Source organism: Endozoicomonas sp. PH6C, from assembly GCF_059322965.1.
Genome location: NZ_CP185342.1, coordinates 795196 through 816151 on the forward strand (window position 1 = coordinate 795196; position 20956 = coordinate 816151).

General features: G+C 48.9%; 24 protein-coding genes and 1 other RNA gene. 13 read left to right on the forward strand and 12 right to left on the reverse strand.

The annotated features are described in order from the left end of the window. Positions 1-224 precede the first annotated feature (224 nt). Positions 225-1001 carry a hypothetical protein gene (locus tag ACOMG9_RS03395; protein WP_448215769.1) on the forward strand — a complete coding sequence of 259 codons (777 nt, stop codon included), beginning with the start codon at positions 225-227 and terminating at the stop codon, positions 999-1001. A gap of 309 nt (positions 1002-1310) precedes the next feature. Here the strand turns inward: ACOMG9_RS03395 and ACOMG9_RS03400 are convergent, their stop codons facing one another. The 5 genes from ACOMG9_RS03400 to ACOMG9_RS03420 all read right to left on the reverse strand — a co-directional run bounded on the left by ACOMG9_RS03400 (position 1311) and on the right by ACOMG9_RS03420 (position 3353). Continuing rightward, entirely contained in the window at positions 1311-1637 is a 327-nt protein-coding gene (locus ACOMG9_RS03400; protein ID WP_448215770.1) for an HI0074 family nucleotidyltransferase substrate-binding subunit, read from the reverse strand. A gap of 18 nt (positions 1638-1655) precedes the next feature. Beyond that, entirely contained in the window at positions 1656-2153 is a 498-nt protein-coding gene (locus ACOMG9_RS03405; protein ID WP_448215771.1) for a DUF29 domain-containing protein, read from the reverse strand. A 387-nt stretch (positions 2154-2540) separates the two neighbouring features. Beyond that, positions 2541-2719: non-coding RNA, 6S RNA (gene ssrS / locus ACOMG9_RS03410), on the reverse strand. A 125-nt stretch (positions 2720-2844) separates the two neighbouring features. Continuing rightward, positions 2845-3144: a cell division protein ZapA gene (locus ACOMG9_RS03415; protein ID WP_422136950.1), complete on the reverse strand. Its 300-nt coding sequence runs from the start codon at positions 3142-3144 to the stop codon at positions 2845-2847. Continuing rightward, positions 3144-3353 (reverse strand): TIGR02449 family protein, encoded by a 210-nt coding sequence (locus tag ACOMG9_RS03420; RefSeq protein ID WP_422139915.1) that lies wholly within the window; start codon positions 3351-3353, stop codon positions 3144-3146. Before ACOMG9_RS03420 ends, ACOMG9_RS03415 begins: the two co-directional genes overlap by 1 nt. A gap of 225 nt (positions 3354-3578) precedes the next feature. Here ACOMG9_RS03420 and ACOMG9_RS03425 point away from each other — a divergent pair, with 225 nt between their 5' ends. From ACOMG9_RS03425 to ACOMG9_RS03450, 6 genes are all read left to right on the forward strand, one after another. Then, complete coding sequence (locus ACOMG9_RS03425) at positions 3579-4157, forward strand: UPF0149 family protein (RefSeq protein ID WP_422412877.1); 579 nt, start codon at positions 3579-3581, stop codon at positions 4155-4157. Between the two features lie 65 nt (positions 4158-4222). After that, positions 4223-5458 carry a 2-octaprenyl-6-methoxyphenyl hydroxylase gene (ubiH, locus tag ACOMG9_RS03430; protein WP_448215772.1) on the forward strand — a complete coding sequence of 412 codons (1236 nt, stop codon included), beginning with the start codon at positions 4223-4225 and terminating at the stop codon, positions 5456-5458. 119 nt (positions 5459-5577) lie between these two features. Further along, positions 5578-6762, forward strand: a complete 1185-nt coding sequence (locus ACOMG9_RS03435; protein ID WP_448215773.1) for an FAD-dependent monooxygenase — start codon at positions 5578-5580, stop codon at positions 6760-6762. 102 nt (positions 6763-6864) lie between these two features. Next, on the forward strand, positions 6865-7998 hold the full coding sequence (locus ACOMG9_RS03440) for a histidine phosphatase family protein (protein ID WP_494529761.1): 1134 nt from the start codon (positions 6865-6867) through the stop codon (positions 7996-7998). 155 nt (positions 7999-8153) lie between these two features. Further along, positions 8154-8966: a hypothetical protein gene (locus tag ACOMG9_RS03445; protein WP_494529762.1), complete on the forward strand. Its 813-nt coding sequence runs from the start codon at positions 8154-8156 to the stop codon at positions 8964-8966. Positions 8967-9129: 163 nt separating this feature from the next. Next, positions 9130-9351, forward strand: coding sequence for a DUF2835 family protein (locus ACOMG9_RS03450; protein ID WP_448215775.1), 222 nt, complete (start codon positions 9130-9132; stop codon positions 9349-9351). 34 nt (positions 9352-9385) lie between these two features. Here ACOMG9_RS03450 and ACOMG9_RS03455 read toward each other — a convergent pair whose 3' ends face one another. Next, positions 9386-10282: a LysR family transcriptional regulator gene (locus tag ACOMG9_RS03455; protein ID WP_448215776.1), complete on the reverse strand. Its 897-nt coding sequence runs from the start codon at positions 10280-10282 to the stop codon at positions 9386-9388. Positions 10283-10402: 120 nt separating this feature from the next. Here ACOMG9_RS03455 and ACOMG9_RS03460 point away from each other — a divergent pair, with 120 nt between their 5' ends. Together ACOMG9_RS03460 and ACOMG9_RS03465 are read left to right on the forward strand one after the other, a co-directional pair. Beyond that, positions 10403-11005, forward strand: coding sequence for an FMN-dependent NADH-azoreductase (locus ACOMG9_RS03460; RefSeq protein ID WP_448215777.1), 603 nt, complete (start codon positions 10403-10405; stop codon positions 11003-11005). Position 11006: 1 nt separating this feature from the next. After that, positions 11007-11858 (forward strand): pirin family protein, encoded by an 852-nt coding sequence (locus ACOMG9_RS03465; protein ID WP_448215778.1) that lies wholly within the window; start codon positions 11007-11009, stop codon positions 11856-11858. Positions 11859-11912: 54 nt separating this feature from the next. Here the strand turns inward: ACOMG9_RS03465 and ACOMG9_RS03470 are convergent, their stop codons facing one another. The 3 genes from ACOMG9_RS03470 to ACOMG9_RS03480 form a co-directional block, all read right to left on the reverse strand. Next, positions 11913-12164: a YfhL family 4Fe-4S dicluster ferredoxin gene (locus ACOMG9_RS03470; protein WP_317143373.1), complete on the reverse strand. Its 252-nt coding sequence runs from the start codon at positions 12162-12164 to the stop codon at positions 11913-11915. Between the two features lie 61 nt (positions 12165-12225). Beyond that, positions 12226-12717, reverse strand: coding sequence for a pantetheine-phosphate adenylyltransferase (gene coaD, locus ACOMG9_RS03475; RefSeq protein WP_448215779.1), 492 nt, complete (start codon positions 12715-12717; stop codon positions 12226-12228). Positions 12718-13040: 323 nt separating this feature from the next. Further along, a complete protein-coding gene (locus ACOMG9_RS03480; RefSeq protein ID WP_494529763.1) occupies positions 13041-14522 on the reverse strand; it encodes a coniferyl aldehyde dehydrogenase in 1482 nt (493 codons plus the stop codon). A 137-nt stretch (positions 14523-14659) separates the two neighbouring features. Between ACOMG9_RS03480 and ACOMG9_RS03485 the strand changes: the two genes are divergently transcribed. Next, the gene (locus tag ACOMG9_RS03485) at positions 14660-15319 is read left to right on the forward strand and encodes a TetR/AcrR family transcriptional regulator (RefSeq protein WP_422136962.1); all 660 of its coding nucleotides are present in this window, start codon (positions 14660-14662) and stop codon (positions 15317-15319) included. Between the two features lie 63 nt (positions 15320-15382). On the opposite strand, the gene ACOMG9_RS03490 is transcribed toward ACOMG9_RS03485, so the two are convergent. The 3 genes from ACOMG9_RS03490 to rsmD all read right to left on the reverse strand — a co-directional run bounded on the left by ACOMG9_RS03490 (position 15383) and on the right by rsmD (position 17540). Then, complete coding sequence (locus ACOMG9_RS03490) at positions 15383-16477, reverse strand: malate dehydrogenase (RefSeq protein ID WP_422136963.1); 1095 nt, start codon at positions 16475-16477, stop codon at positions 15383-15385. A 268-nt stretch (positions 16478-16745) separates the two neighbouring features. Further along, positions 16746-16928, reverse strand: a complete 183-nt coding sequence (locus tag ACOMG9_RS03495) for a DUF1289 domain-containing protein (RefSeq protein ID WP_448215782.1) — start codon at positions 16926-16928, stop codon at positions 16746-16748. A gap of 15 nt (positions 16929-16943) precedes the next feature. After that, positions 16944-17540: a 16S rRNA (guanine(966)-N(2))-methyltransferase RsmD gene (gene rsmD / locus ACOMG9_RS03500; protein ID WP_448215783.1), complete on the reverse strand. Its 597-nt coding sequence runs from the start codon at positions 17538-17540 to the stop codon at positions 16944-16946. Positions 17541-17794: 254 nt separating this feature from the next. Here rsmD and ftsY point away from each other — a divergent pair, with 254 nt between their 5' ends. From ftsY to ftsX, 3 genes are read left to right on the forward strand one after another with little or no spacing between them, the layout of a single operon-like run. Next, the gene (ftsY, locus tag ACOMG9_RS03505) at positions 17795-19090 is read left to right on the forward strand and encodes a signal recognition particle-docking protein FtsY (RefSeq protein WP_448215784.1); all 1296 of its coding nucleotides are present in this window, start codon (positions 17795-17797) and stop codon (positions 19088-19090) included. Positions 19091-19122: 32 nt separating this feature from the next. Beyond that, entirely contained in the window at positions 19123-19791 is a 669-nt protein-coding gene (ftsE, locus tag ACOMG9_RS03510; RefSeq protein ID WP_422136967.1) for a cell division ATP-binding protein FtsE, read from the forward strand. A 2-nt stretch (positions 19792-19793) separates the two neighbouring features. Next, the gene (gene ftsX, locus ACOMG9_RS03515; RefSeq protein ID WP_448215785.1) at positions 19794-20834 is read left to right on the forward strand and encodes a permease-like cell division protein FtsX; all 1041 of its coding nucleotides are present in this window, start codon (positions 19794-19796) and stop codon (positions 20832-20834) included. Positions 20835-20956 lie beyond the last annotated feature (122 nt).

Consider the following 20956-nt stretch of genomic DNA (forward strand, 5'->3'; position numbering starts at 1 on the left):
GAAAAAGACCAGAGTCGAATGAGCGGAAAAATGAATGACACCAATTTCCTTATGACCCCGGCTGTTTCCAACAATTGTCAGTGTTGCTAACTGAGTTGTCATTATAGTCAGGGTGAATTTTCTATATCTTTTAAAAAATATTAACTGCCACGGAGGTAATTCGTATGAATATACAGGGATGTCCACTAGCAAATACCTTTCACATCAAGTCATGGAAAAATAGCATGGCTGATGAAACACTAATTAACGAAGCTGGTAAGTTTAGAGGTGAAAAAGTAACCTTTTACTCTGAGGAAGCAGAAAGAGCTTACACTGTTTATGTCCACGAAAGTAACGATAAAGGCAGATTTGTTAATGTCAATGTCACAGCCGAAACAGGTAGGAAAAATATTTTTAGCCGTATGGTTGGTGCAGTTGCTGACGCATTTAAACGGTTAGTTACACCGGGTATGAAATTTAATGAAACTCGTGCGCACCAAATTAAGAGTAAACTTGAAAATGATATTCTGAAACAGGCTATAAATGCTGCTACTAAACCTTATTACAATAAAAAGACTATCGAAGATGGATTCAGAGCCGCAACTCAGCTTAATAATAAATTGGGTGTTGATGATCTTGAAGATAGAACTCGTCTCAATCTGGCGAAAACCCTTTATCAAAATCACCACGACGCCTCTATGCTTCTTCAACTTCAAGATGAACTTGTTATCAGAATGAATAAGTTAGAACGAGAAGCTGCGAGCTTCTCAGCATCGGCCAGTTTTTGTCAGGGTCAAATGGTACTTAATAGTGTTGATGGTGCTTTAAATATGACTCATTTAGCTTTGACTGGAGACAATAGTGCAAGACAGCGCGTAGATGATGCCAGAGGCAGGATCCATTCTAACTTGTGGATGCAAAATCACTACAACCGTAAGCTGGTTAAAACGAACGAAACTATCAGGTCAGTTGGTGCACTGTTATCAGAAGTTAACAATGCTATTTCTCATAGAATATTTTAAATTATCGAATGAGCGTAAAACCCCGTACTTTGAGGACGGGGATGACCGTCTAGCCGAAGGAATCCCCGTCGTTCAGAGGGTGTCGCAAAACTCTGGTTCCCATGCTCCAGCGTGGGAACCCATACCCATCTCGCGCTGCAGAGTCCGCTTTTCAGGGGAGGTATGCATTCCCACGCAGAGCGTGGGAACGAGTTGTTAGAGTTTTGCGACACCCTCTTCACGGCGGGGAGGATGTCAAAAATGGGACTGAAGCATTGGGCAGACAGTGTCTGCACAATTGTCTCCGCAGTGTGGAGACAATTCATTGGGTCAGCGGCGAAAGTGGTTAGTCAGAAAAACATGCAAGGCCTTCATCGCCTGATAATGACCGGGTAAACGACGATATATTTCTAATGCCAGATCTTCTTTGTAGGTATGGGAAGTCAGGTTGTAGTCCTTCAACATACTCAGCCACGCTTTTTCGTCATCGAACCAGTGGGCGGCGTACGCCTGCTGCATACATTCTCTGGGCGTATTGGCAGTGATGCCTTCTTGTGCAAGGCATGCTTTCAGAGTTTTCCAACTCAGTTCAATGGAAAACTCGAATCGCTGAATTGAGGCATCAATCACCAGGGGTTGCGACTCTTCATACTGCAATTTATTGTTGGCTGGCTTTCAGGGGCTGTGTTTAGAAACCGGCCAAGATTTATCCATAACCTGCTCAAAACTCCAAGGGCAGACTTCAGGAAAACTGCTTTGATTGAGCCTTTGGTGATCATGGCGAGCGTATTCATTCATTTCATCAATGGCATCTTGCTTACCGATGGAATAAGCCTTAGCCAAAACACGATCTATCTGGGGTTTTAGATTAGAAGGCTTTTCAATCAATTGTCGAATTTTCGCCCTTGGGTTTCTAATGCTGGGCATCCAGGTATGTTTCACACATTCGTCCACCCATGGATCTTGTAATACTTTTTCCTGATAATCCCATTTTAATAAGTGAGTAATCAGGATCATCAGGTGTGACTCTAATGTATCCAGGTTTTGATTAATACCCAACTCTAACTCATCAATCAGGTTTTCAATATCCAATTGATCCAATTGACCTTGAATGAGGAGTTCCCGCTGTTGTTTTAACCACTGGTGATAGTCAGTGTGGTATAAACTTTCCATCGTTCTGCCTCGATTTGGGGACACCGTACTGTTTGAGGTTTGAGGATAGCAGTTGGTGAGGGGAGGGCAAGTTGTTGGCGGGGGTTCGGGGGTTGTGGGATCTGCGCGGAGATGCCTGACCACTGTGTCAGGATTGTTGGAGGTTTGGTGTTGGGCATATAGTTAACCGGTAATGCTGATGTCCGGAGGGGCTGCTGACTGCCTATAACAGGGGTCCGGTCGGACTGCTTGAGTTAATTAAAAGTAGATTACAGCAAAGTAAGAGGGGTTAGAATCGTGAAGGGGCTGTTCAGAAGCAGCCATTACCGGAGAAAAACGCGATCATGGTCGTGTAAAAACAGGGCGAGGGATTGCAACATATTAGACGGCAAGTACCAAATGATAGTAAGTCTCCCCAAGCTGCCGCTGTCACATAAGCCCGTCGCCGTTAAAGCAACGGTGGGGATTGCTGTGATGAATCGGGCTTTCCACTGCATGGTGGACCTGCGCTCCAGCATCATCGAGGAATCCCCGTTATGGTATTATCAGCCCGGGTCTTTAATGACTGGCAAACAGGCCAGGGAGACTTGACCGGAATTATATCGGTTATGCCGTGTAAGTCTGTAGGTTTTTTTTGCTATTGATCTTTTGACTGATAGCTCAATTGGTTTTTTGCCAACATTGAACCATCAGGCCAGAGCGGTCAGGGGTTTTAGCTTTCGATCAACATGAGCGCCTGATCCAGCTTACCAAGCATCTGTTTGATCTGTTCCTGAGCATCGGAATTGTCGGTCAGGCTTTGCTGCCTGCTCTGTAGCAGTTCGTAACTGATGTTAAGTGCCGCCATGACTGCAATACGCTCTGCACCTATCACGCCACCCGCACGGATCTGCTTCATTTGTTCATTTAAGTGTCGGGCTGCCTGATGAAGATTGGTTTCTTCCTGTTTGGGGCAACTGACCAGGTATTCTTTGTCCAGGATATTGACGGTGGTAGTGGATGAACTGTCCATCAGGATTCATGCTCCAGAGTGCGCAAGCGGTTGATCATGGCCTCGACCTTGCTGCGCGCGACATCATTCTTCTCCATCAGCTGCGCGCGTTCTGCCTGCCAGGTTTGTTCCTTGGCGCGCAGTAGCCGGTTCTCTTTTTTCAGTTTCAGGCTGATGGCTACCAGGTCATCGATTTTCTGGTTCAGAGTTGTGAGTTCGTGGTCGTTCATAGGTTCCGGGACCGAGCTATTGGGTCTACTATAGCGGCTGTCAGTAGACAGAACAATGCCTTTGCGATTTGCCCAACCGATAAATCTGGTACACTCACAGACCATCGGGTTTTTTATAAAGCCACTGGGATCCGGTTTCCTGCCGGTTTTTCAATCCACCCGGTTATTGATCGGTTGTTATGTGATCAACGGGCTCATTCCAGTAAGGCTTTCAGGGTAATTGTAATGACAAATAATGATGCGGCTCGTGACCTTGTCGCCTTTGATGAGCTGGCTGATCGTCTGGTTGAGTTGGGCGGTGAAAGTCATCCTTCTGAACTGCATGGCATTCTCTGTGGTACCTTTGCTGCAGGCAGTCAGCCCGGCGTGGAAGCCTGGTTCCGCCAGGTGTCCGGTTTACTGGATGATCAGGAGCTGGACAGCCGCTTTCAGGAACTCCTGATGCGCATGTATCAGGGAACCTTGCAAAAGCTTGATCAATCAGACTTTTCCATTGCTCTGCTTCTGCCAGATGACGATGAAGCCCTGGAGCAAAGAACCGAAGCACTGGGCTTTTGGTGTCAGGGGTTTCTGTTCGGTTTCGGCGAAGTGATTGGCGGTCAGTCTCTGAGTCAGGAAGTGGAAGGGGTTCTGGGAGATTTCTCGGAAATTGCCCAGATCCGGCCTGAAGCGGATGGCAGTGATGAGTCTGAACGTTTGTTCATAGACGTCAGTGAGTATGTTCGGATGAGTCTTTTAACCATTTTTTCTGAAGTGGCGTCTCAGGAAAAATCGACAAAGCGTAATACAAAAACCATTCACTGATAACCAAAAAGGCTACCGTTGTCCTCTTAAGTGATGAGTGTTTTCATGGTTGAAAGGAGAGAGAGATGACCGGGAAGTACGATGTCCTGATCATTGGTGGTGGGCTGGTGGGTGCCAGTCTGCTGTGTGCTCTGGCGTCTGCGATCGATGAACATGGGCTGAAGGTAGCGCTGGTTGAAACGCATTCTATTGACGAAGCGCGGGATACTTCCCCTGACGCTCTACCCAAGTCTCCACCGGGCTATGATGCCAGGGCCTCGGCACTCTCTTATGGCACTCGGCTGATCTATGGTGAACTTGGCATCTGGCCCGATCTTGATCCGTTTGCCATGCCTATTCTGGATATTCAGGTCTCTGACAGAGGGCATTTTGGTGCCACCCACCTTAATCATCAGAAAGAAAATGTACCTGCACTGGGGTATGTGGTTGAAAACCATCGGCTGGGTGAAGTGCTGCTCAAAAAGCTGAAAGCTTATCGCGATCAGGGGCAGGTAGACGTCCTGAGTCCGGCACAGGTTCAATCTTTACAGCCACTGCCTGACTCAGAAACGAAAGTGGTTATCAATCAAGGGGATGAATCTTTTGAGAAAATGGCGTCGCTTGTGGTCCTTGCCGATGGTGGTCGTTCCCGTTTGATGGCAAAACTGGGTATTTCACGCAAGCAGTATGACTACCGGCAGCATGCACTGATTGCTAACGTTTCCCTGAATAAGCCTCACAATGGCATAGCCTATGAACGCTTTGCCGGAAGGGGACCCATGGCTCTGCTTCCTCTCTCTGGAGATCGTTCAGCACTGGTCTGGACAGTGCCGTCTGATGAAATTGACGACAAAATGTCTATGGATGACGAGACTTTCCTGATCACTTTACAAGAAAAGTTTGGTTATCGTGCTGGTGAGTTTATCAAAGTTGGTGTGCGTGAAAGCTATCCCCTGGCTCTCAGTGTTGCCCGTGAGCAAGTCAGACCGGGTCTGGTTGTTCTGGGCAATGCGGCTCACGCTATGCATCCTGTCGCAGGCCAGGGTTATAACCTGGCCATCAGGGATACAATGGCTCTGGCCGGGAATATCGCTGAATCACTCAGACAGGGTATGGCCCCGGGCAATCTGTCCCGCTTGCTTCAGTACGTCGATGAGCAGAGAATCGATCAGAGGATGACTCTGGACTTCTGTGACGGTCTGGTGAAATTGTTTTCCCGACAGGAGCTGCCGGTGATTCTGGCCAGGAACCTGGGGTTAAGCTGTCTGGATATGAGCCGGGGATTAAAAGGTCGGTTTGCCAGAAAGGCGATGGGCTTTTAATTGCCAGAGCCATTAGCGGAAATACAGCCTTTAGCGGAAATACAGCCTTTAGCGGAAATACAGCCTTGAGCAGAAATAAAGCCTTGAGCTGAAAAAACAGTATCAGCAGGAGATCTCGGTTGAAATCATTTGATCTGGTGATTGCCGGTGGTGGCATGGTTGGGGTATCTCTGGCCCTGTCGCTGTCAAAAACAGACCTGAAAATAGCCCTGGTCGATCAACAGTCGCTTTCGGCTCAGGCATTCTCTCCTGACAGTCCCTATGCACCGAGAGTCAGTGCCCTGACCGAAGCTTCTTCCCGGTTATTCCAGCGACTGGGAGCCTGGGAAGCTATGACCTCACAGCGTGCAATGCCCTATCAGCATATGTATGTCTGGGACAGTGAAGGAACGGGTGAGATCACCTTTGATGCCAGGTCAGCAGGTTTTAAGACGCTTGGAAATATTGTTGAAAACGATGTGGTTCGCAATGCGCTGCTGGAGCAGTTGGCCAAGACGGGGGTTGAATGCTTCCCCAACCAGTCAACCATTGCCTATCAGCTGGGAGAGCCCCATCAGGTGCAGCTGGACAATGAAAAGATAGAAGCTCGTCTGTTGGTGGCCACCGATGGGGCCGAGTCGCGCCTGAGGAAACTTTCGGGTATTCCTTCCAGTCAGAAAGACTGTCTCCATCATGCTGTGGTCACCACCGTAGAAACAGAGCAATATCATCAGGATACCGCCTGGCAGATCTTTCTGGCTTCCGGGCCTCTGGCGTTTCTGCCCATGCCCAGCCGGGGAGAAAAACACTTCTGCTCCATCGTTTGGTCGCTGGTTCCCGATGGCGCCGACGAAGTCCAGTCCCTGGATGATGAGGCTTTTTGTCAGGCTGTAGAATGCGCTTTTGAATCCAGGCTCGGGAAGGTGCTTTCAGCCGATCCCCGTTTTCGCTTTCCTCTCAGGCAGCGACACGCCCGCCAATATCACCGGAATAGAATTGTGCTGGCAGGTGACGCAGCCCATACCATTCATCCTTTGGCGGGTCAGGGTGTGAACCTTGGGCTGCAGGATGTGGAGGTTCTCTCTGAAGAAATCAATCGTGCTATTGAACGTGGCGATGACTTTTCTGGCAGTCATATCCTGAATCGGTATGAGCGCAGAAGAATGGGCAGTAATTTGTTGATGATGAAGTCCATGGAGGGTTTACAGAACCTCTTTGCCGCTGACGATATCGGTCTTCGCTGGCTGAGGAATACCGGACTGAAGTGGGCGAATAGTCTGCCTTTTGCCAAAGATATGTTGATCAAACATGCACTGGGAGTCTGAAAGCTCGAAATTGTTTGTCTATCCAGACGCATTTTCTGAACAATTGTTACTTTTCTTTCTATGCTCTGTTGTCTGATTCTTTAATTAATCAGGAATAAAAGAATGAAAGAGTGTCTTCTGGTCTGGGGTATATTGTGTTTTTTAATGACGGCTCATGCTCAGTCAGAGCCTGACGACAATGACAATCACCGCGACTCTCATGACTTCATTGTCACACTGGTGCGCCATGGAGATCGAAGTCCAAGGTACCCTTTAAATCCCGAACTCTGGCCCATGGGGCCCGGTGAGATGACAGACACTGGCTTCAAGCAGTGTTATGAAGCGGGTAAGCATTTCAGGCAGACACAACTTCCGGCTGATTTTCCTTCCCGCTGGAATCCGGATCTCAGTTATCATCAGGCCCGTGGCCTGGACAGAACCATCCAGTGCGCCACCACCATGCTTCAGGCTATTTACCCCGACAGCCTCAAAACAGGCTCAGGCAATGAGTTTGCGGCTGTTCCACCGGTTTATGCTTACCCTCTGCAAGACGATTATTTTCTCGGATTTACTCAAGCCTGCACTGGCTACAAAGCCCTGATTGGCGATCTGCAAAAGAGTCCTCTGTGGCAAAAGAAGGCAGAAGAAATGGGGCTCGACAGGATCAGGCTCTGGGCCAAAGAGTCAGGGCACAAGCCAACACTCCACGCCATGATGAGCCTTGCCGACGCATTGCATATCAGAAAACTGCATAATCTTCCTCTGCCAGACTTTCTGACACCCCGGGATGAACAGCAGCTGGAGGACCTGATTGACTGGTTTATGCCTCAAATGGGCAAAGACAGGCGTATAGTCCAGCTGGCCAGCCAGTATCTTGTGAAGGCGATTGACCAGCGTTATCAGCAGTATCAGAGCTGTCTTGAAAGTGGCAAAACCACCTGTGAATACTTCTATCTGTTGTCTGTCAGTGACAGCAACATACTGACCCTGATGACGGCTCTGGGGAGCCCAGCAGAGTCTAATGTTCCCTATACCAGTATGTTAACCCTGCGCTTCTCGGCCTCAAACAGAACTGTTCAGGCTTCATTAAATGACGAGCCTCTGGCTCTGTCCTGTGGGAAAACCTGTTCTCTTCAGCAATGGGGTGAGTTGGTAGCTTCTGTGCAAAGCTCTGACTGGTCGGCATTGTGCCAGCTAAAAGAGCCTGAGGCTGATTTAAAAACGGATATATCCATAGGGACTAAAAAAGAAAAATAACAATTTTTCTGAACTATATTTAACCAGCTCCGTCTAATGATGTAAGAAAGCAAAAAAATTTTGCCAGGTCCCTGTCGGATTCAAGTCATGGCAATCTTGATGGCCAATGGTTTTTATGTTGGAAATTACAATTACCCCTCGGGAAGGAGAGTCGAATGCGTAGGTTAATGTTTGCAGGTATCGTACCTATTGTTTTATTACTGTCACTGCTTCAGGGCTGTTCGGAGAAGCGGGATTGTCCGAAGGTGGCTCCTTCAACCGGTGAGCCTGCCCGTCCGGTTGCCGAAGAAGAAGCCTATGATTGCACCACTGTTGATACCACTGATGCGCTCAAGCAGACATGGTGTGAGGCACGTGGAGCTTTTGATCAGAGCCCAATGGCTGGTAATGTTGCCAACTTTGGTAATTATCTGAAAGGTTACCGTCAGGGTATCAACGATGCCCGTCGAGCGGAAACCAGTCAGGTCTCTCGAGAGGCTCTGGAAGGAAAGACTGAAAAGCCTGATGAAGCGGGCTACCGCGAAGGCTATCAGCGAGTGGTTGCAGAGCTGGGTGTTCTGGAATACAACTGCCGTGATGAAGATAAAGCCAGTGAATACAAAGATCGCTGGTGTGAGGCCGACGATGCCTATCGTTCTGCCAGTATCGGCAGCAGTGAAAACCCGTTTCTGAGAGAGCGCTTCATTGACGGTTATATGGCTGGTGGTCGTGTCGCTCTGACCGTTCCCACTTCCATGGAAGCCTTCTTCAGTGGCGAAAACCCTGAAGGCAAACAGTCTGCTATCTACAAGCAGGAAGGTGATGATGTTAAGCCTACCGAGCAGGCTTTTTATCGTGGCTTTGATGAAGGCTACAAAGCGATGATTGCCAGCATCAGGGATTCTATCAACCAAGTCATGCAGCAGATGCAGGTGCCCAACAACATGGAAATGCCTGAAGGTTTGATGGCGCCTCCGCCCAATCAGTAAACTCTGACTGTTAGAGTTGAGGTAATAAGCCTGGTTATTTTTAATGACTGGGCTTATTCGTGTGTGTGCTGATTTTGCTAAAATGATACAAATCTCGTTACTGGCCACAGGCCCCCTGCGGCCGATATCATAATTTGCTTGAACACGCGGAATGGAGTCCAGAATGAATAAGGCTACCTTCTCTGTCAGTTTGAATTCAGAACAGGTCCTGCAGTATTACCAAGGCAAGAAAAACCGTGTCCAGGTCAGTACCCGGGAAGGTTTTAGCATGAGCATTCCTTACGATGTCCTTCTCAAGTTTGTCACTCGTGAAGGGGTTCATGGTACTTTTGAAATCTCCTACGGGTCCGATGGCAAACTGGGAGAGCTTCGAAAGATTGGCTGAGCCTCTTTTCTGATTTTTGTTTTGATCGGTCCCATCAATGTGCTGGCTTGTCTGTGTCAGCGCAGACTTCTTTCAAAATATTGGCCAAAGACTTTACGGCAGGGCCCGCATAATCCTGATCGGTATAAATCAGGTATATCTGGTGACGCCGAGAGCCGTGAGGCTGAAGATTTAATGGTTTCAGCATCCCAGAGGCCAGTTCCTGTTCTATGTGAGCGATTGGTAGCCAGGCAAACCCAAGCCCTTCGGAAATCATTCTTACGGATGTGCTAATATGGCTAACGGTCCAGCGTTCTGTCGCTTCCAGCCATCCGGCATCCACTCTCTTGACGCCCGAGTCTCTGATGACAATCTGGCGGTGCTGCTTGAGGTCATTCAGGCTCAGGGGGCTGTCTAGCTGATGCAACGGGTGGTCCTTGTGAGCGACAGCCTTGAAAGTCACTTTCATCAAAGGTTCTCCCATAAACCCCTGTGGTACCAGACCACTGATCACCAGGTCTCCCTGACCAGTAGCCATCATGTCTGTAGTACCTGAAAGTACCGTTTCCACGAGCTCAATATGGGTCTGCTGGCACTCGGAGGCCAGTCTTTTCAGACAGGTTGAGAGCAGCTGGGGCGGAAAGATGACATCAACACCCAGAATGATGCGACCTTCCCAACCCTGTGACAGGCTGTCAGCAACCTTCTCTATTGCATCAGACTCTTTCAGCAGGGATTGGGAGCGCCTGATCAGCACTTTTCCGGCTTCCGTTAATTCTGCTTTCCTGCCTTTGATGACCAGGACTTCAACATCCAGCTGCTGTTGCAATTTATTTACGGCATAGCTGACGGTGGACTGGCTTTTATGGAGGGCTTCTGCGGCTTGTGCAAAACCGCCATGTTCAACGACCGCATGGAGCATTCGCCATTGTTCAAGGGTGACTTTAGCCATGGTTTACGAACTTATAATCTAATAATTCGATATTTATAAGGGATATTTTGCGCTTTTTATTCGTAAAAATCGATATTAAATTAAGCTTAACCAAGGCAATTTAATGAACCGGAGATTAATATGAGTACTATCCTGCAAATCGATTCCAGTCTGTTTGGCTCAGAAGGACAGTCAGGGCAGTTGGCCAGACAGTTTGTGGAAAAATACACCCAGACCCGGACTGTGGATAAAGTGATCTATCGCGATCTGGGTTCAGAACCAATTCCTCACCTGACAGCAGAAAGCTTTAAGGGCTTCAGCCTGCCAGAGGAAGAGCGTAATGAACATCAGAAGAGCATAGCCAGCCTTTCAGATCGTTTGATCAATGAGTTGAATGAAGCCGATGTGCTGGTAATGGGACTGCCCCTGTACAATTTCACAATGCCATCAACCCTGAAGACATACTTTGATCATATTGCTCGCGCAGGCATCACTTTTCGCTACACCGAGCAGGGACCACAGGGGCTTTTGAAGGGCAAAAAAGCCTATATCCTGGCGGCCAGAGGGGGTGAGTATCAGGGAACACCTATGGATACACAAACGGCACTGATTAAGCACTTCCTTGGCTTTATCGGGATTACTGATGTTGAGTTCATCTATGCAGAAGGACTTGCCAAAGGTGGTGACGCAAGAGAAGTAGCGCTGGGTAAAGCTGCAGAAAGAATTGATCAACTGGTGGCATAAAGTGACGCAAGCAAGAAGTCTGCTGGAACTAGTGTCGGCCCGTCCGGCTTCAGACGGAGCCGGGGTGAAACTCAAGCGAGTGATGGGCTCTGGACAGCATAAGCTTATGGATCCTTTTTTGATGCTGGACGAAATCAGAACTGACGGTTCTGGCGATCTGGGTGCCGGATTTCCGGCTCATCCTCATCGAGGCATCGAGACGGTGTCGTATATGAAATTGGGGGGCTTAAGACATGAAGATCATCTGGGTAATCAGAGGTCTATTGAGTCAGGCGGTGTGCAGTGGATGAAGTCTGGCAAGGGGATTGTTCATTCAGAGATGCCCATTCTTGAAAATGATGAGCTGCATGGTTTCCAGATCTGGCTGAATATGCCCGCTGCCCGGAAAATGAGTGATCCGGAGTATCTTGATATCAGTGAGAATAATTTCCCTGTTCTGTCCTGTGAAGGCTGGTCAGCAAGGTTGCTGGTGGGTGAAGTAGAGCTGGATGGTCGGCAATTATCAGCTCCACTGAAGAGAGAGGTGACCGATGCGCTGTTGTTGGACGTATCGCTGAAACAAGACAGCACTATCAAGCTGCCTCTAAGTCACAAAAAACTGATGGTCTATGTCTATGAAGGCGAGGTAAAACTGCAGACGGACACCGATCAACTCATCAGCCAATCAGAATTGGCGGTTTTCGCAGAAGGTGACGAGCTGGTAGTGAGTGCAGAACGGCAGGCTGACTTTCTGATACTGGCCGGTAAACCCTTGAATGAGCCTGTTGTGCAATATGGACCTTTTGTCATGAACAGCCGTGAAGAAGTGATGCAGGCTGTTCGGGAGTATCAGAGAGGGGAGTTTTTGAGTTAGGAGTCTGTTTGCAGGCAGACTCCAGTGGAACATGAGCAATGAAAAAGACCGCGATCAGGCGGCCGCCGTAATAATCAAATACTTTTCCATAAGCTCATCCTGTGACTCGACATTATTCGGGTCTTTGGGGATGCAGTCGACCGGGCAAACCTGCTGGCATTGCGGCTCATCGTAGTGACCAACACATTCGGTGCAGAGGTCAGGGTCTATCTCGTAAATCTCTTCCCCGGGAGAGATCGCACTGTTCGGGCACTCAGGCTCGCAGACATCGCAGTTAATGCAGTCATCAGTAATGATCAGGGACATGATGTAATCTCCAGTTCCGCACGAGTGTTTCAGCTCAAGCCGCCAGGTTCGTGGCGCTCTATCAGCTTTTGACGTCTGGACCAAATTTGTCTTTCAGGGCTTCCTGAACGCAGGGGGAGACAAACTTGTCGATATCTCCACCCAGTGAGGCTATCTCCCGTACCAGCGTAGAAGAAATATAAGAATACTGCTCAGCAGGTGTCAGAAACAGGCTTTCAACACTGGGTGCCAGAATCCGGTTCATGTTGGCCATCTGAAATTCATATTCGAAGTCGGATACGGCTCTCAGACCACGCAGAATCACAGTGGCCTTCTGTTCTTCCAGAAAGTGAGCCAGCAGAGAGCTGAAACCTGTTACCGAAACATTATTAAGGTGAGCTGTCACTTCTTCTGCCAGCTCAACACGTTTGGCCAGATCAAACAGAGGCTTCTTTTTAGGGCTTTCTGCTACCGCTATGACCACGTTATCAAAAATTCTTGCCGCCCGTTCTACCAGGTCCAGATGGCCTTTGGTGATAGGGTCAAAAGTGCCAGGGTAGATTACTTTGCTCATTGAAAATGCATTTCCTGCTGATGTCCCGGGAAGCCTTTGAGTCAGGTTGACCCCGACCTGCCAGGATCAATATTCCGAAAACTCCATGACTTCACAGATGCCTGTAGTGAAAGACTGTGCGTCCTGATCTGCCCGTTTCTACTGAAAATGGTTAAAGCAGAGTTCTTCAATCTAAAGATAACGAAGGCCGAATGGTATCGAAATCAATCGAAGGTGACAAACAACCTGACTAAAAACAGGGTAACTGGATGATAGATAGTTGCTTTCAGAACTTCTTTGAATAAAGATTCCGGACTATCGAATGACAGTCCGGATCCGAATGATCAGGAGCCTGACAGGAATTTGATCATCTTCTTCTTCAGCCAGGTATTATAGGGGGGGAATACAAATCGGACACTGTTGAAACGTCCTTTGCTAAAGACCGATTTTGCCTTGGACAACGCCTGAAAGCCCTCTTTTCCGTGATAATGGCCCATACCGGAAGCACCCACTCCACCAAAAGGTATATCATCGATAGCAACATGGAAAAGGGTTTCATTCAGGCAGACACCTCCTGAGTGGGTGTGAGTGAGAACTTTGTCCTGAGTCTGTTTGTTTTCACCAAAATAATAAAGCGCCAGTGGACGGGGACGGTTATTGACGAACTGAATGGCGTCATCAATGTTGTCGACCTCAATGATGGGCAGCAGTGGACCAAAAATTTCTTCCTGCATGACGCTCATATCTTCCGTAGCATTCAGAATCAGGTGCGGAGGTAAACGACGGGAACCATCGGTAATTTCCTCATTATTTCCCACCCGGATTTCAGCTCCTTTATTTTTGGCATCCTCAATATGGCTGAGTAACCTCTGGTGTTGTCTCTCGTTGATAATGGCAGTGTAATGCTGACTGTCATTCACTGACGGATGCATACTGCTAAATGCCTTCAGGTAGGCTTCCACAAAGTCTTCCTTGCGTTGTTTCTTGACCAGTATGTAATCAGGGGCAACGCAGGTTTGTCCGGCATTCATTGATTTCCCGTAGCAGACACGCTCGGCTACTTCCTGTATAGGGAAGTCGTCGTCAATGATCACCGGAGATTTTCCGCCGAGTTCAAGGGTTACAGGGGTGAGGTTTTTGGCAGCAGCCGTCATTACATGCCTGCCGACCTGAGTGGATCCGGTAAAGACAATATGGTCGAACGGCAGAGCGGTGAAAGCGGCTGCCACTTCAGCTTCACCATTGACGACAGTGACCAGGTCAGCAGGAAAGATATCTGCAATCATCTCGGCAAAGAGTCTGGAGGTAGCCGGTGCGAACTCGGACATCTTGATCATAGTCCGGTTTCCGGCAGCCAGAGCTGTTGCCAGAGGCCCTATGGCCAGAAAGAGAGGGTAGTTCCAGGGAACAACAATACCGACAACGCCCAGAGGCTGATACACCACTTTTGCCGAAGCCGGCTGCATAGTGATTGATACATGTCGTTTACTGGGCTTCATCCATTTAGCCAGATTCTTGCTGCAGTAATCGATGGTAGAGAGGGATGGCATAAACTCGGCCAACAGAGTCTCGGTTTCGGCACGGCCCTCAAAATCTCTGTTAATGGCATCTACCAGAGCCTTTTGGTGTTTTTTCAAACCTTTTTTCAGTGTTTTAAGCCATTCCCTGCGTTGCTGGAGAGAGGGGTTTGGCTGAGTTCGAAAAGCTTGTTGCTGGGCCTCCAGAGATGATTTCATCCTTGCGATCTGGCTGGAAGATGGATCACTGGCGGTGATTTGCTCCGATGAGCCAGTCTCTGTAGGCTGGTCAATTTCACTAAGGCTCATGATACAGGTCTCCTTCAGCCGATCTGGTTTACATGTTTTTCACTAAGAATCTGGCTGGTTAGTGGGTTTTTGATTGTTTAGAGTAATTACTCTAAACTGAAATTTAGCGATTTGCTGACAGGATTTCAAGGGTATTTATGGCAGTTAAAACTCGTGATCGTATTTTGGACAAAGCTCTCGAGCTTTTTAACGACCGGGGCGAAAGGGCGGTAACGACCAACCATATTGCCGCAGACCTGAGGATTTCTCCCGGAAATCTCTATTACCATTTCAGGAATAAAGATGAGATTATCCTCGCACTTTTTCAACGTCTGATAGACAACATTGCCGCCAGTATGGTTATTCCGGAAGACCGTCCGCTGAACTTTCAGGATAAGCGAAGCTATTTGGAATTGGCCCTGGCCGGTATGTGGGAGTTCCGTTTTATCTACCGTGATGTTCATGGGGTTATGAGCAGGAGCAGCGAGCTCCGTTCTGCCTATCAACAGTTTGCAAGGCTCTCTCTGGAGGTACTGGAAAAAATTATTGCAGGGCTTGTGTTGTCAGGCTTTATGGCAGTGCCAAAGCATGAAGTGGAAGCATTGGCGTTGAACCACTTCATGGTGCTCAGCAGTTGGCAGGAGCTGGTCAGTGCGGCGTTTCTTGAAGAAGACGAATTGTTGCCAAAAAAACTATACCGAAGAGCTTTTTATCAGATTTTGCTTATGGACCGGCCTTATGTCAGTGAAGTGGCCAGAGACTCCTTTGCCGAACTGGAAGCAGAGTATTTTGTGCCTATGAGGGGTCTGAATGAATGAGTTGAGAGGCAGCAGAAAAAAAGAAAAAAGGAGCTGATAGACTCAGCTCCTGCAGGAGGCGGATCAGCAGATGCGATCCGCTTTGTAGTAAACGTCAGCCTTGTCGAGACCATTGTCGTAAGCGGTCTGGCCAGTACGCTCAGACTTTCTCAGATTTTCACGGGACTCAACGGTTTCAGCTGGCAGCAGGTGATCGACAGCCGCTTTCTCGCTCAGCAGTTCTTCTTCGGTCTTCTTCATCATGCTTTGACCGTATTCGTTGATCTCCAGGCCCTGAACGATCTGGTAGCTACCGAATTCGCAGATACATGGGAAAGAGTAATAAATGCCTTTGGCTACGCCGTAGCTGCCGTCGGAGATAATTCCCATGCTGACAATTTCGCCATTGCTGCCCAGAGCCCAGTCACGCATGTGGTCAAGGGCGGCCTGCGCGGCAGAGGCAGCGGAAGAGAGACCACGCCATTCAATGATCTCGGCACCACGCTTCTGGATGCGAGGTGTAAAATCTTCTTTGTACCATTTCTCGTCAATCTTGCTGATGGCAGACTCTTCGCCCAGAACAGTAGCGTGATGAACGTCAGGGTACATGGTTGGAGAGTGGTTACCCCAAACGCAAACACCGTCAATGTCAGACGGGTTAACGCCCAGTTTGTTACCCAGGATGCCTTTGGCACGGTTGTGGTCCAGGCGGGTCATAGCGCAGAACTGGGAAGGGTCCAGATTCGGGGCATTGCGGGACAGAATCAGGCAGTTGGTGTTAGCCGGGTTACCTACCACCAGGGCTTTAACGTCGCGATTCGCCACTTCGTTCAGTGCTTTACCCTGCTCGGCGAAGATAACGGCGTTAGCTTCCAGAAGATCGGCACGCTCCATGCCTTTGCTACGTGGACGTGCACCCACCAGCATGGCGTAATGAACACCACGGAATCCATCGAACGGATTATCGTGCAGGCTGATGCCGTGTACCAGTGGGAAAGCGCAGTCTTCAAGTTCCATGGCCACGCCACGCAGCTTGTCCATAGCCTGAGGAATCTCAACCAGCTGCAGAATCACCGGCTGATCCGCGCCCAGCATTTCACCAGCAGCAATTTTAAACAGTAGGGAGTAACTGATGTTACCGGCTGCACCTGTGACTGCGATACGGACGGGTTGTTTCATTTGACCACTCCTTAGAGTTCTCGTCTGAAAAGAGAGTGTTAGAAGAATCTCGGCGGTGTGAAGGTTACCTAGAACGATAGGTTAAGTCCACTACCATGTGAGTGATGTTGTTTTCGAATGGTAGGGTTTGTATCGATTGTTCAGCTGCTTTTGGTTTATAGCGAATGGTGGCTGTGATGGTCAGGGTGAGTGGCTCAATTCAGCGACAGAGTCTCTGGCAGAAGCATTGGGATAAAATCTTGATTAAAAGCGACATAAGTCGCTTTTATCAGGGGTGGTGATTTTGAGCTTCGGAGCGTTTTTGAGCATTGAAAACAATCTCTTTCTGTTCATCCTGGTTGGCCCGGCTCCATTGGGCAATTTCTGCCCGGCTTCGAAAACAGCCGGTACAAACCTGATCTTCGTTAAGTGCGCATTGGCGAATGCAGGGAGACTCTACTTTACTCATCATTTTTGTAGCTTAAACTCACTCGACACTTAACAGGTAGTAACTTAGCTGACCTGCGTTTTTGGTTTTCGTAATGGTCCAGTTTGAAGGTACGGGCAGAGGAGATAGTTCTCTTTCTACCTCAATGTAAATAAGGGTGTTGCTGTGAATGTATCCATTTTTATCAAGCAGACGACATGTCTCTTTCAGTAATCCCTGTCTGAATGGAGGGTCCAGAAAGATCAGGTCGAATGTCTTGTCTGCCACTTGCTGTAGCCATATCAGACTGTCGGTGCGAATGACTCTGGCATTTTCTGCCTGAAGGGCTTTCAGATTTTTGCTAAGGAGTGAGGCCGCCTCGGCAGCTGCCTCAAGCAGGGTGGCTTCCCTGGCGCCACGAGAGAGAGACTCAAGGGATAGAGCGCCAGTTCCACTGAAACAATCAAGAACACTGGCACCCGGAACACAGGGCGCCAGCCAGTTAAACAGGGTTTCTCTCACACGATCTGAGGTGGGGCGCAAGCCCGGAAGATCAGCGACAGGCAGCTTGCGGCTGCGCCACTGCCCGCCAATGATTCTTAATTGTCCGCCACCTTTATTATTAAGGCCATGCCTGAAGGCTGCTCTTCGCGCCATTGATCACTCCGGTTGATGGCATTGAGGCAGCGATTGTACATCAGTTGCCGAATGAGATAACCATGGTTTCTGAGGAGATACCCTTACCTTGCTGGAACTATTTTAATTTTAAAAAGCTTCATTCGTTCATGGCTGTAAGATAGGATACACAGTTCCGGAAGGCTGTCAGGCATTTTAATTGCTCTTGATTAGCTTCCTGAGACCCACCTGCTTTAATACGGTGACCCTTTTAATCCATTCTGATGAAGTAGTTTATGTTCGGTTCTCGCAAAAGTGATGAGAAAACGGCGAAGCGACGTTTTTGGCCCTGGGGACGCAAAGAAGAGAAACAGAGCGAGCCTGCCCCGGTTATAGATGAGAGTCCGAAAACTGAGCCGACAGCAGCCCTCCACGAGACAATTGTTCGGGCAGAAGTCGAAAAGGCAATTGTAGAGTCAGCAGAAGAGATCGTTTCTATCGAACCTGTTCAGGCTGAGCCTGTGCATGAGCACCCGCTTGAAGTGGCTGAGGAAGCCCCCCGGGAGCAGACATTCCCAACGGCAGAAGCCATAAAAGCTCCGCAAGCTGAAAGTACTTTTACTCCACCTGTGGTTGCAGAAAGGGACGAGCCTCAGGACGAGAAGAAGGGCTTCTTTGCTCGCATGAAGCGCGGTCTTGGCAAGACTCGCAGCGCCTTTGTTGATGGTGTTGCGGAAATCTTTGTTGGTAAAAAAGAAATCGACGAAGATCTGCTGGAAGAGCTGGAAACACAACTTCTGATATCGGATGTAGGCGTTGAAGCCACGACGGAAATTATCGAGAAACTGACCAAAAAAGTGAAATACCGTGAGCTGGGTGACGCCGACGCGCTGATCTCTGCGATGAAGGTTGAACTTAAGGAAATTCTCAAGCCTGCTGACCAGCCTTTGGTTATTGATGAGCAGAAAACGCCCTTTGTTATTCTCGTTGTGGGCGTTAATGGCGTCGGCAAGACGACAACGATCGGTAAAGTAGCACGCAAGCTTCAGGCTGAAGGTCGTAAAGTGATGCTGGCTGCTGGTGATACTTTCCGGGCCGCTGCTGTGGAACAGCTGCAGGTCTGGGGTGAACGAAACGATATCCCCGTGATTGCCCAACATACAGGTGCTGATAGTGCCTCTGTGCTCTATGATGCTTTTGAAGCAGCCAAAGCTCGTGGGGTAGATGTCTTGATTGCCGACACAGCCGGTCGCCTGCACAACAAAGATAACCTGATGGACGAGCTGCGCAAAGTTAAGCGGGTTTTGGGTAAGCTGGATGCTTCAGCTCCCCACGAAGTGCTGCTGGTTCTGGATGCAGGCACAGGGCAGAATGCGCTCAATCAGGCCAAAATATTCCACGAAGCGGTGAACCTGACGGGTATGGCGCTCACCAAGCTCGATGGAACTGCCAAGGGTGGAGTTGTTTTTGCCCTGTCCAAACAGATGCAGCTACCGCTCCGTTTCCTGGGGGTGGGTGAGCAGATAGACGACCTGAGGCCTTTCTCTGCCGATGAGTTTGTAGAAGCTCTGTTCGATCCGGTTGAGCCTTAAACCATGAAAAAAGAGTAGCAGGGAAGTCCTGAATGATACGCTTTGACAATGTCACCAAGCGTTATCCCGGAGGGCATGTGGGGCTGGAACAGACCAGCTTTCATCTGCATCGGGGTGAAATTGCTTTTCTTACCGGCCATTCTGGAGCCGGTAAGAGTACTCTGCTGAAACTCATCATGCTGATGGAGCAACCAACCACCGGTAGCATATGGGTAGGAGGACACGAGACCAGCAAGCTGGGGCGTGGCCAGATTCCTTATTTTCGCAGAAATATAGGCCTGGTTTTTCAGGATCATCAGCTGCTCTTTGATCGATCTGTGTTTGATAACGTTGCCTTACCTCTGATCATTGCCGGGTACACTTACCATGAATGTGCGGGGCGGGTCAGGGCTGCCCTGGATATGGTGGGGCTTCTGAAAAAAGAGAAAATGAATCCGGCTCAGCTTTCCGGCGGTCAGCAGCAGCGTGTGGGTTTGGCTCGTGCGGTTGTTAACCGGCCTCCTCTGATACTGGCCGACGAGCCAACCGGTAATCTCGACCCTAATCTGTCCGCTGAAATCATGCAGCTGTTTGAAAACTTTAACCAGGTAGGCGTTACGGTTCTGGTTGCCAGTCATGATCTGGCACTGGTAGCCCGTATGCGCCACCGCATTTTGACTCTGGATCAAGGGCATCTGGTTAACGATCAGGAGGTGCATTAGGCGTGTTTCCAAGAAAAAGTGTCAGAAACGAAGACGGTAGTCGGAAAAAACAGCCCGAGACTGGGACGCCTAAAGACAATGATGCTGAAAGAGGGGCGGCCAGAAAAAAGGCAACAGGCTTCTCAATGGCTTACCTGAAAAGCCTGCACCGACAGGTGGCAGGTGATTCATTAGTTCGTATCTTCAAGACACCTTTTGCTTCCTTTCTGAACTGTCTGATGATTGCGGTGGCTTTTGCGCTACCTGCGATTCTTGTACTTTTGTCCAACAATCTGCAGTTATTGGGTCATGACTGGGAAGGTCAGCCCAGAATTTCTCTCTATCTTGAAAACAAGCTGGGGCGTGACCAGATCAATCGCCTCAGGGTTGAAGCCAGAGATGATCCGGACATTGAGCAGTTCCTTTATATCAGTCCGGATGAAGGGCTGAATAAATTTCAGGAGAGGGCCCAGATGAAAGGGGTTATTGATGCCCTGGGCTTCAATCCTCTGCCGGGGGTTCTGGAGCTTACACCCCGGGAAGGGTTAAATTCTGAGCATCTCAGTGAACTAATGAAAAAATATCAGGTCAAAGAAGGAGTAATGGAAGCTCGGCTGGATCAGGAATGGATTGAGCGACTTCAGTCTATGACGCAATTGTTGGAGCGTTTTACCGTCATACTATCAGTGCTTCTCGGGATTATTGTACTGCTGACGATAGGTAATACTGTACGTCTCAGCGTTGAGAGTCGCAGGGCTGAAATCAAAGTGATCAAGCTGGTGGGTGGAACCGATGGCTTTGTCACATTGCCATTCCTTTACATGGGAGTGTGGTATGGGCTGGGAGGTGCTTTGTTGGCTCTGCTGATTATACTTGCTGTGCTTGCTGGTTTGATGTCAGGAGTTTTGGAGCTCGCTGCATTGTATGGCAGCAGCTTTACGCCGTTAGGGCCCGGCTTTGCGATGTTTTTTTCATTATTGGTCTCGGGTGTTTTCCTGGGAGTGGCAGGTGCAGCAATGAGCTGCTATCGTCATGTACGGACAATAGAAGTGCAGCCTTGGTAGAGGGTTTGGCAAGAATTGGCGAGTTTAGCCTTTTCCTTGTAGTTTTTTTATCGTAAAAGAGCGTAAAGTTGCTCAGGTCAGTAGGCTCGATTTTTGTTATTATTCAATTGAAAGCCAGTCTG

Bases quoted from the DNA above. Each gene is read 5' to 3' on its own strand.
- ACOMG9_RS03495 (WP_448215782.1), bottom strand. From the start codon at position 16,928: ATGATGAGTAAAGTAGAGTCTCCCTGCATTCGCCAATGCGCACTTAAC.
- ubiH (WP_448215772.1), top strand. From the start codon at position 4,223: ATGACCGGGAAGTACGATGTCCTGATCATTGGTGGTGGGCTGGTGGGT.
- ACOMG9_RS03415 (WP_422136950.1), bottom strand. From the start codon at position 3,144: ATGGACAGTTCATCCACTACCACCGTCAATATCCTGGACAAAGAATAC.
- ACOMG9_RS03485 (WP_422136962.1), top strand. From the start codon at position 14,660: ATGGCAGTTAAAACTCGTGATCGTATTTTGGACAAAGCTCTCGAGCTT.
- ACOMG9_RS03450 (WP_448215775.1), top strand. From the start codon at position 9,130: ATGAATAAGGCTACCTTCTCTGTCAGTTTGAATTCAGAACAGGTCCTG.
- ACOMG9_RS03455 (WP_448215776.1), bottom strand. From the start codon at position 10,282: ATGGCTAAAGTCACCCTTGAACAATGGCGAATGCTCCATGCGGTCGTT.
- ACOMG9_RS03425 (WP_422412877.1), top strand. From the start codon at position 3,579: ATGACAAATAATGATGCGGCTCGTGACCTTGTCGCCTTTGATGAGCTG.
- rsmD (WP_448215783.1), bottom strand. From the start codon at position 17,540: ATGGCGCGAAGAGCAGCCTTCAGGCATGGCCTTAATAATAAAGGTGGC.
- coaD (WP_448215779.1), bottom strand. From the start codon at position 12,717: ATGAGCAAAGTAATCTACCCTGGCACTTTTGACCCTATCACCAAAGGC.
- ACOMG9_RS03470 (WP_317143373.1), bottom strand. From the start codon at position 12,164: ATGTCCCTGATCATTACTGATGACTGCATTAACTGCGATGTCTGCGAG.
- ACOMG9_RS03460 (WP_448215777.1), top strand. From the start codon at position 10,403: ATGAGTACTATCCTGCAAATCGATTCCAGTCTGTTTGGCTCAGAAGGA.
- ACOMG9_RS03395 (WP_448215769.1), top strand. From the start codon at position 225: ATGGCTGATGAAACACTAATTAACGAAGCTGGTAAGTTTAGAGGTGAA.
- ACOMG9_RS03480 (WP_494529763.1), bottom strand. From the start codon at position 14,522: ATGAGCCTTAGTGAAATTGACCAGCCTACAGAGACTGGCTCATCGGAG.
- ftsY (WP_448215784.1), top strand. From the start codon at position 17,795: ATGTTCGGTTCTCGCAAAAGTGATGAGAAAACGGCGAAGCGACGTTTT.
- ACOMG9_RS03490 (WP_422136963.1), bottom strand. From the start codon at position 16,477: ATGAAACAACCCGTCCGTATCGCAGTCACAGGTGCAGCCGGTAACATC.
- ACOMG9_RS03445 (WP_494529762.1), top strand. From the start codon at position 8,154: ATGCGTAGGTTAATGTTTGCAGGTATCGTACCTATTGTTTTATTACTG.
- ACOMG9_RS03440 (WP_494529761.1), top strand. From the start codon at position 6,865: ATGAAAGAGTGTCTTCTGGTCTGGGGTATATTGTGTTTTTTAATGACG.
- ACOMG9_RS03420 (WP_422139915.1), bottom strand. From the start codon at position 3,353: ATGAACGACCACGAACTCACAACTCTGAACCAGAAAATCGATGACCTG.
- ftsE (WP_422136967.1), top strand. From the start codon at position 19,123: ATGATACGCTTTGACAATGTCACCAAGCGTTATCCCGGAGGGCATGTG.
- ACOMG9_RS03405 (WP_448215771.1), bottom strand. From the start codon at position 2,153: ATGGAAAGTTTATACCACACTGACTATCACCAGTGGTTAAAACAACAG.